Source organism: Tatumella terrea (genome assembly GCF_039523755.1).
GTDB lineage: Bacteria > Pseudomonadota > Gammaproteobacteria > Enterobacterales > Enterobacteriaceae > Tatumella > Tatumella terrea.
Map to the genome: position 1 here is coordinate 326070 of NZ_BAAAFX010000018.1, position 9826 is coordinate 335895.

At 51.3% G+C, this 9826-nt stretch carries 9 protein-coding genes; 2 read left to right on the forward strand and 7 right to left on the reverse strand.

Annotated elements, in window-relative coordinates:
• Position 1: 1 nt before the first annotated feature.
• The 7 genes from ABD035_RS14830 to udk all read right to left on the reverse strand — a co-directional run bounded on the left by ABD035_RS14830 (position 2) and on the right by udk (position 7464).
• On the reverse strand, positions 2-742 hold the full coding sequence (locus ABD035_RS14830; protein ID WP_343870962.1) for an ABC transporter ATP-binding protein: 741 nt from the start codon (positions 740-742) through the stop codon (positions 2-4).
• A complete protein-coding gene (locus ABD035_RS14835; RefSeq protein WP_212714726.1) occupies positions 742-1509 on the reverse strand; it encodes an ABC transporter permease in 768 nt (255 codons plus the stop codon). The genes ABD035_RS14830 and ABD035_RS14835 overlap by 1 nt, the downstream gene beginning before the upstream one ends.
• 161 nt (positions 1510-1670) lie before the next feature.
• The gene (galE, locus tag ABD035_RS14840; protein ID WP_343870963.1) at positions 1671-2684 is read right to left on the reverse strand and encodes a UDP-glucose 4-epimerase GalE; all 1014 of its coding nucleotides are present in this window, start codon (positions 2682-2684) and stop codon (positions 1671-1673) included.
• Between the two features lie 35 nt (positions 2685-2719).
• Entirely contained in the window at positions 2720-3616 is an 897-nt protein-coding gene (gene galF / locus ABD035_RS14845) for a UTP--glucose-1-phosphate uridylyltransferase GalF (RefSeq protein ID WP_212714724.1), read from the reverse strand.
• A 747-nt stretch (positions 3617-4363) separates the two neighbouring features.
• A complete protein-coding gene (gene asmA / locus ABD035_RS14850; RefSeq protein ID WP_343870964.1) occupies positions 4364-6163 on the reverse strand; it encodes an outer membrane assembly protein AsmA in 1800 nt (599 codons plus the stop codon).
• Between the two features lie 20 nt (positions 6164-6183).
• Positions 6184-6765, reverse strand: coding sequence for a dCTP deaminase (gene dcd / locus ABD035_RS14855; RefSeq protein ID WP_025903416.1), 582 nt, complete (start codon positions 6763-6765; stop codon positions 6184-6186).
• Between the two features lie 57 nt (positions 6766-6822).
• A complete protein-coding gene (gene udk / locus ABD035_RS14860) occupies positions 6823-7464 on the reverse strand; it encodes a uridine kinase (protein WP_212714722.1) in 642 nt (213 codons plus the stop codon).
• Positions 7465-7718: 254 nt separating this feature from the next.
• On the opposite strand from udk, the gene ABD035_RS14865 reads away from it, so the two are divergent.
• Entirely contained in the window at positions 7719-8345 is a 627-nt protein-coding gene (locus tag ABD035_RS14865; RefSeq protein ID WP_343870965.1) for a phosphatase PAP2 family protein, read from the forward strand.
• A 73-nt stretch (positions 8346-8418) separates the two neighbouring features.
• Complete coding sequence (gene yegD / locus ABD035_RS14870) at positions 8419-9771, forward strand: molecular chaperone (protein WP_343870966.1); 1353 nt, start codon at positions 8419-8421, stop codon at positions 9769-9771.
• Positions 9772-9826: the final 55 nt, after the last annotated feature.

Consider the following 9826-nt stretch of genomic DNA (forward strand, 5'->3'; position numbering starts at 1 on the left):
ATTAAGACATCATTTTTATATATTGTGGAATAATATCGTCTGCCTTACCGACAGCCTGCAGCCGATGGTTTTCGATCCAGATGACCTTGTCACAAATTTTTCCGACATCCATCATGTTGTGACTGACGAAAAGTATGGTGACCCCGCGTTGTTTAAATTCACGGATGGTTTCAAGACATTTTTTTTGAAAGGCAATGTCTCCCACAGCCATGACTTCATCGATGATCAGGATTTCAGGGTCCGTCTGACTGATGACAGAAAATCCCAGTTTTGCCAGCATTCCGCTCGAATAGACGCGTATAGGCTCATCAATAAAATCCCCCAGTTCAGAAAAAGCGATAATGCCGTCCAGCTTCTTCATCACCTGCTTCTTCCTCAGGCCCAGCAGGGTCGCATTGAGGATGATATTCTCCCTGCCGGTCAGTTCCGGATGAAACCCGCCACCCAGCTCCAGCATCGAGGCAATTCGGCCGTGGGTGATCACACTGCCGCTGCTGGGTTTTATGACACCTGCCACCAGCCCGAGTGAAGTACTCTTCCCCGCACCGTTACGCCCTATCAGAGCAACCGCCTCGCCTTTATCAACAGTAAAACTAATATTTTCAATCGCGGTATATTTCCGCCCCCGTAACAGCGTAATGGCACGACGTGGATGAAAAATAAGATCTTTAATGCCGGTTCCGATATGGTGGTATAACGGGTAGGATTTCGAAACCTCTCTGAATTCAATAGCAATACTCATTATAAAATCTCAGCAAATCTGAATTTCAGCTTATTAAAAATATAGCTACCGGCCATCAGTACCAGTATTGCCCATAGATACATCTGTGCAATATCAGGGTAATGAATAATTCCTTTCATAAAGAGGTCCCGCCATGCCAGCATTAATTCAGATACCGGATTAATCGTCAGCAGCCATTGATATTTTTCAGGAATAAGATCAGCAGAATAGAGTATCGGGGTACAATAAAACATCAGCATAATACCCAGCGGGATAAATCGTTCCAGATCTCTGAAGAACAGGTTGAGCGAACTGATTGCCAGCGAAAGGCCAAAGGTCAGTATCATTTGCGCCAGACCTATCAGCGGCACACCCCATAGCCAGCTGATGGACGGTGACATGCCGTAAAACAGTAGGAAGGCAACAATCACCGGCAGCGTACAGAGGAAGTGCAGAAATTCCATAAATACATTACAAAACGGAATGATTGATCGCGGGAATACTGTTTTCTTTATTACCTGGGCATTAGAAATAAATGAAAATAATGCATTGTTGACCGAGCTTGCAAACCATTGCCAGGGAAATAATCCAGTGATAAGAAAAACTGTATAATCAGGGATCTGTACCCTCATCACTAATTTAAAAATAAAATAATAGATTAACGCAAATAACAATGGGTTAGCGACAGACCATAAATAGCCGAGGAAACTACTTTTGTATCTGACCTTAAGTTCCTTTTCAGTCAGTACAGAAATAATATCAACCAAATAACCGGGACTATACTTCATTTCATTAATTTCCGGGTTCTTATGAGTGGTTCAGAGTATCTTATAAAAACACGTTACCGCTTCAGACGGGATGCCTGAATAAATTTGCCACTCACTGTAATTACTGTTTTGCCTTGGCAGGGGCTAAGAGAGCCCCTGCCGGAGAGGTCCTGCCGTTTAAATTACCGATATCCGTTCGGGTTTTTACTCTGCCAGTGCCAGGTATCACGCATCATTTCATCAATACCCCGGCTGACGGTCCAACCAAGTTCTTTCTCCGCCAGTGAAGGATCGGCCCAGAACGCCGGTAAATCACCGTTGCGGCGCGGTTTAATCTCAAACGGGATAGTCTTACCACAGGCTTTCTCAAAAGCTTTGATCATTTCAAGTACCGAGTAGCCTTTGCCCGCCCCCAGGTTAAAGGCACGGCATCCCTGACCTTTCTGAAGATTATCTAATGCCTTCAGATGCCCTTCTGCGAGATCCACCACATGGATATAATCCCGCTGACAGGTACCATCCGGTGTAGTGTAGTCATCACCAAAGACACCCAGCTTTTCCAGCTTACCGATGGCGACCTGAGCAATATAGGGCAGCAGATTATTAGGGATACCGGCCGGGTCTTCCCCGATCTCCCCCGAATGATGCGCACCCACCGGATTGAAATAACGCAGAGCGATGGCATTAAAGCGCTCGTCCGCACGGGCAAAATCCTGCATCACCTGTTCAATCATCAGTTTCGATGTTCCATAAGGGCTGGTCGTTCCCCCTATCGGTGTGGTTTCCACGTAAGGTACCGGTGCGTTTTCACCATAGACCGTGGCTGAAGAACTGAAAATAAAGTTCCATACCCCGGCTTCACGCATTTCTTCAAGCAGGATAACGGTACCGGCCACATTATTTTCATAATATTCCAGCGGCATACGGGTCGACTCACCTACCGCTTTCAGCGCAGCAAAGTGGATAACCTCACTCACCTGATGGTCTGCAAATAACTTTTTCAGACATTGACGATCACGGATATCTCCCTGGACAAATACAGGCGCTTTCCCCGCTAAAGCAGCGACTCGTCGCAGCGATTCCTCAGAGGCATTACAAAGGTTATCCAGTACGACAACATCATCTCCGCGTTCGAGAAGCGCCAGTACTGTATGAGAACCTATGTAACCTGCTCCCCCCGTGACTAAAACAGACATATCAGACTCCGTATCTTAAAAAGTTTTATTCGTAATTATTTCGCAATGATTTCCCTGAGGGTCTCACGAAATTCCTGTCCCTGGGCCGGATTTCTCAGGCCATAACTGACAAAGGCCTGCATATAGCCGAGTTTACGGCCACAATTATAATCAATACCGGTCAGTAACATGGTATCTACCGGTTGCTTTTGATTCAGACTGGCAATCGCATCCGTCAGCTGTATTCTTCCCCAGGCACCCGCGCCGGTATTTTCAAGCTCTTTCCAGATATCTGCGGATAATACATAACGGCCGACAGCCGCGAGATCGGAATCCGGCAGAGCATCTTTTTCAGGTTTCTCGACAAACAGTTCGATGCGACTGGTATCGCCCGGATTTTCGAGAGGGTCGCGGGTGGTAATAATCGAATATTCGCTGAGATCTTCTCCCGGCATATGCTTACTCAGCACCTGGCTATGACCTGTCTCTTCAAACCGGTTGATCATGGCGGCCAGATTATAACGCAAATGGTCGGCGCTTGATTCATCCAGTACGATGTCCGGAAGCACCACCACAAACGGGTTATCACCGATCATTGGTCTGGCACTGAGTACCGCATGGCCAAGCCCCAGAGGCTGAGACTGGCGGACATTCATAATGGTCACACCGGGCGGGCAGATTGACTGTACTTCGCTGAGCAACTGACGTTTAACCCGCTGCTCCAGCAGAGCTTCGAGTTCATAGGTGGTATCAAAATGGTTTTCGACAGCATTCTTTGAAGCATGCGTGACCAGGACGATTTCCTTAATTCCGGCGGTCGCACACTCATCAATGATGTACTGAATCATCGGCTTATCGACAATCGGCAACATTTCTTTAGGGATAGCTTTGGTTGCCGGCAATAAATGCATACCTAAACCTGCAACAGGAATGACTGCTTTTAATTTGGTCATAAACATTCCGTTTTGAAAAAAATCAGTTCCGGCAGTATGAGTGAAAAGCAACGACAAGCAGCATCGGCATTCTCTGAAATTAGGCTGATCCACACTGACACCTTCTATCCTCCGGCATATGTGGTCTGACAGTACTGACGTATTATCTATCATAGTGGCTTTTCAGATAATGAATCTTATATTACGCCAAAAAATTGTCATTTTCTGATCATTGTCTAAATGTCGGGTTTTATTGCTGGATTTATTTACTCACTGTAGTAGTGGGCTCTGAAGAGATGAGATTTTTTAACGAAGGCAGAGTGCAGGCGGTGCAATAAAAAGCAGGTCAGTCACCGTCGTACAACGGGCTGTCAGCCAGCGCGGCAATAGGCCACAATGTGGTAATGATGCAGACAGAGGATGGCTGAACGGACAGCTTATGACAGCCCAACCTGCGATGAAAGACAGGAAAAAAGGCCACAACTCAAATATGCAGATAAAGAATGACTGAACGGACAGCTTATGACAGCCCGACCTGCGATGAAAGGCAGCAAAAAAGGCCATAACTTTCATATGCAGATAAGGAATGACTGAACGCACAGCTTCTGACAGCCCGAACCGGCGAAGAACAGCTCCGGTAACCGGAGAGAGAAATCCTGTGTCCCTGGCATAGACGGTAAAGGGTTATTCCGCAGATACCGTCCCTACAGGCGGCGGGAGACCTGCACCGCCGCCTTCAATCTGAAATCACCGTGGATTCAGGAATAACTACGGGTGAGTCGGGTGTTTCTCCGGGTTCTGCGCCCGCCACTGATTAAAACGGCTTTTAAGCTCATTACGGAAATCACCATTCAGCACACGAGTCACCGGTAGAGAGTAACTCAGCTTATCCCAGGGACCGTAGAAGCGTATCGGAATAACCTGCCCTGACAGCAGATGAACCAGCCGGCTATCCCCTTTCCAGTTTGCCATCAGCATATTAAATGTCACATCCATGGTGCGCTGACGGAAATCCACTTCACCGGTGGCATCCATCTGTAGCCCATTCCCTTCACCTTTCAGCGAAGCAAAACGCAATATTCCCGGAGTGAGGTGTAAATCCCCGTCCAGAGAAGGCATTACCGGCGTTTGCTCCGGCTGATATTTCACCCGGTCACTGTTGACAGCGACGGCATCACTGACCATTTGCTGCAGGTTAAATGCGCCGGTATTCGGGTGAGTTACACGGATACTGGCCTGCCCCTGCCATCCGGTCAGGATATCCCGGTGAGTGAAGCCGTTGCCGGTGAATTGCCCCTGCAGGGTCACTTCCCCGGCAAACGCCTGCGGGAGTTGCAGGAAAGCCAGCACCGGCTGCAGGCTGATATTCTGCAGTTGGGGCCGCAGACTCACCTGCGGCAACGTGCTACGCCAATCCACCTCACCCGGCAGTGAAAAATGGCCATCCCCTGACTGCCCGTCAAGGGTCGCCACCCGGGTAATACCACCGGACGTGGTGGCCTGAAGTGACAGATTTTTTAACTGTAACCCCCGCCAGAGGGCGTTCTCTGAATGGATGCTGACATCCATATCGGCGGTACGAAGCCAGCTATCCTGCAGCGGCAGGTCATCACGGTCGGCAATGACCGGCGCACTGACCACGCGCACCACGGCGTGCCCGTCGGAATTGCCGCCAGCGGCGAGCAGGTGGTCAAAATCGGTATTTACCGAGGTCAGCCGGGCGTGCAATGACAATGAAGGCTGCAACTGCCCGGCAATTTCCCCGCTGAAGTCACTATTATTGGCCTGAAGTTTCAGCGCAGAGAGCCGGAAATACTGTGCCGCAGGCTGCCAGCTGGCGCTGAATTCCGCCTGACCGTTAATGCCGGCGGCCGGCAGATCAACTCCCGAAGCCTGGTAGGTAGCCTGGCTGACCTGCAATGCCAGTTGCTGCGGATACTGGCTGGCATCCAGATGGCCGTTCACCGTTAATTGCAGATTCTGTTGATTACGTGAGACACGGGTACTGAATTCAAACTGCCCCTGCTTCACCTGATCCTGGCGGATGCTCAGATTAAGGTCACGGAAGTTGATTTGATTGCCCTGAGCATCCTGCCAGATAAACAGACTGTCAGCGATGTTCAGTTGCGCGATGTCAAAACTCCAGCCACGGGTCAGAGAGGCAGACGACATACCATCCTCCGGGGCAACCGGTGCGCCCGGAGGGAGCTCCCGTGCCGCGGCGGGGATATCACGGATCACCGCATTTTTCAGCAGAACCTGACTGACTTTCAGTTGGTGAGATAATAGCGGGAATAATTCGACATCGAGGCGCATATTTTCGGCGCTGACCGCCGGGACGGTCGCCCCGGGGGCCGTCAGGGAGAGCTGATCACTAAGAATGCTGAGACGTGGCCAGACATGCCAGCGTAAATCACCGGAGAGCTGTAACTGATAACCGCTGCGTTTCGCCACCTGCTGTACCATGTAGCCACGGAAATCATTGGGATTGACCAGCATCACTAATGCGGTCATTCCTGCGACTACGACCACGAGCAGAATGGCCAGTGTGGTTATCAGTCTTCTCATACCATCCCCGGTGTATTTAGCTAGTCTTTATCAATCCTGCTGGCTACAGCACCCTGCTGATCGCGATATTTTGCATCCTGCCGACGGTTGTAAGGCCGTTCTGCCGGGCCGGATAATGGTTCAAAACTCAGCGCTCCTATCAACATACCCGGTCGAAGCGCTAATGGCAATTTACCGGAGTTGAAGAACTCCAGCACAATCCGGCCTTTCCAGCCCGGATCGATGCGATGGGCAGTGACGTGCACCATTAACCCCAGCCGGGCCAGTGATGAACGACCGTCCAGCCAGCCGACCAGGTCAGCCGGTAAGGTCACGGATTCCAGCGTCACCGCCAGAGCCAGTTCACCCGGATGCAGGAAAAAGGCTTCGCCCTCAGGCAGAATGATCTCTTCACTCATCACGCGATCCAGCGCGGCACTGACTTCATCTTTCGGACCACTCAGGTCGATAAACGCCGCAGTATGTCCACGGAAAGTCCGAAACTGGTTGCCCAGACGCACATCCACAGTGGCTCCGTTAATCCGTTCGACAGGCGGACGAGGTGAGATTTCCAGCCGGCCATCATCCAGCCAGCTTTCTATGTCACGGTCACACAATCTCATGCAGATAACTCCATTTCACTGACAAAACAGGGAAGGCACGCCTTCCCGGTGAACTATTTATTCAAAAAACTGATTGATCTTCGCTTTAAGAATATCGATAGCTATACGGTTTTTGCCACCGCGTGGCACGATGATGTCCGCATATTGTTTTGACGGTTCAATAAACTGCAAAAACATCGGACGCACTGTTTTCTGATACTGGGTCATTACGGAATCCATCGAACGACCCCGTTCATTCACATCCCGCTTCATCCTGCGCATCAGGCAGATATCCAGCGGCGTATCCACAAAGATAGAAAAATTAAGTTCGTCGCGTAACCGGGCATCGGTCAGCAGCAAAATACCTTCCAGGATAATCACCTTTTTCGGTTCCAGCTTACGGGTTTCTTTCATCCGTGTATGTTCAGAATAGCTGTAAACCGGGAGATCGATCGCATGACCTGCTTTAATTGCCTGTAAATGCGACAATAATAAATCATGATCCATCGCATTCGGATGGTCATAATTGGTTTTAATTCTCTCTTCCATGGTGAGATGGCTTTGATCCCGGTAATAACTATCTTCGGGAATAACACCAATATGTTCGTCACCTACCTGGTCACGAATTTCACGATAGAGCGTGCTGGCAATCAAACTTTTACCTGAAGCAGATGCGCCGGCAATACCCACGATTACGCACTGATGGGACGAGTCAGTCATACGTTTTAAAGACCTGAAACTGAAGCCGGTATCATTTCCGGTTAACGGCCGGGAGATACGGGCAGAATGAGAGGGTTTACGGCGGCGATTATAGGGATTTCATCCGGTTGATGCCAGAAAAAAGCGTGCTTTATCTTCAGACATCCCTCATAGGCGGTTCTGAAAACTTCTGTATACTGTTAAGTCTGCCTTATAATGGCGCATTTCTTTCCCGGATCCCTTGATCCGCCCGTTGGCCTGTTGACTGGAAAACCATGTACTGGAAGAATCTGACCTATTTCGGCGACAGCATGCTGTTACTGCCGACCGCCCTGCTGCTTGCAATCTTTTTATTCTGGAAAAGTCAGCGCTGGCAAACCGCCTTCGGCTGGTTACTGAGTTTTGGTGTTGCCGGAGGACTGGTCAGTATCTCAAAGGTGATGTTCCTGGGGTTTTTCCTCGGCAGTCAGTCACTGAACTTTACCGGATTCAGCGGACACACCACCCTGTCTTCGGTACTCTGGCCGGTCGTGATGTGGATGATTTCCGCAGGCCGCCAGCCCTGGCTGCGCCGCACACTGATCACCCTCGGCTATCTGTTGCCGCTGGCGGTGGGATATTCCCGCTTGCAGTTGCATGCGCATTCTCCCAGCGAGGTGATAAGCGGCGCGACACTGGGAGCTCTCCTGAGTACCGGTTACCTGCTGATACAGCGTCATACGCGGCTTGATAAAGTCAGTCTGCTGCAGCTGGTATGCTTTGCGGCCCTGCCCGCGGTGATCATCTTCACCGGCCAGCCTGCCACCACACAGCAGTTCCTGGCGACCCTGTCAGCACGCCTGGCCGGCATCGAAAAACCCTATACCCGCGCCCAGCTCCTGCAAGCCGGTCACGCCAATTAGTGGTCCGCCATTTACGGCATCACGATTACAAGGTAAAGTCGCCCCCTTTTTTTGACTCTCCGGGGGCGCAGACATGTTTATTGGTTTTGATTACGGTACAGCTAACTGTTCAGTAGCGGCAGAAGAAGACGGGAATTTCCGGCAACTGTTGCTCGAAAATTCCTCTGCGCTACTCCCTTCGATGATCTCTGCGTCGCTGCGTTCCGTCCCCAGTGAGTGGCTCTATCGCTGTCACAATGTTGATTTTCCTCTGCCGGAAAATAAGGCTCTGTTGCAGTCTTCTCTGCGACTGAACCGGGAAGAGGATATACCGGTTACCCCCGAGGGGGTCAGCTTCGGGTTACAGGCGCTGGAAAACTATATTGCGGACCCGGAAGATGTCTGGTTCGTCAAATCCCCGAAATCCTTCCTCGGTGCCCCGGGTCTGAAGCCTCAGCAGGTTGCCTTCTTTGAAGATCTGGTCTGTGCCATGATGCTGCACATTCGTCAGCAGGCAGAACGGCAAACCGAACACGCCATCACCCATACGGTGATCGGTCGCCCGGTAAACTTCCAGGGCAACGGCGGCAGCGAAGCCAACGCCCAGGCACAAAATATTCTGTTACGCGCCGCCCGGCGAGCCGGTTTCCGTGAAATAGAATTTCAGTATGAACCGGTGGCGGCCGGGCTGGAGTTTGAATCCACACTCACCCGTGAGACCCGGGTACTGGTGGTGGATATCGGCGGGGGGACCACCGACTGTTCTCTGTTACTGATGGGGCCGGAATGGCAGCATAAAGCCGACCGGGTGGAGAGTCTGCTTGGGCACAGCGGTTGCCGGGTCGGCGGAAATGACCTGGATATCATGCTGGCCTTTAAAACGCTGATGCCTTTACTGGGGCTGGGGGGCAGTGCACGTAAAGGCACCGCCCTGCCGGCGCTCCCCTGGTGGAATGCCGTAGCTATCAATGATGTCAATGCACAAAGCGAGTTCTACTCCGGCGAATGCGGTCAGTTACTCCGCCAGATGGTGAGAGACGCTGAGCATGCGGATTTAGTCACCCGCCTGCTGAATGTCTGGAAAAACAAGCAAAGTTACCAGCTGGTCCGCAGTGCGGAGGAGAGTAAAATCCGCCTGTCCAAAACCCCGGAAACCACGGTCCCGCTGGAATACATCGATGCCGGGCTGGCGGCTGTACTGGAAGTGCAGCAAATGGAAGACGCCATTGCACAACCGCTGGAGAAGATGGTGCGGCAGATTTCCGGCGTAATGGCCGAATCATCCACCCGCCCGGACGTCATCTATCTGACCGGCGGCAGTGCCCGCTCTCCGTTATTACGTGAAGCCATCAGCCGCATCCTGCCGGGCATCCCGCTGGCCAGCGGCGATGACTTCGGCTCGGTCACCCTTGGTCTCACCCGCTGGGCGAAAACTCTGTTCAGCTAATTCTGCCCCGGTGCCGGCAACCCCGGCACCGTCATGTTTTTTCTCCCCTCCTGCG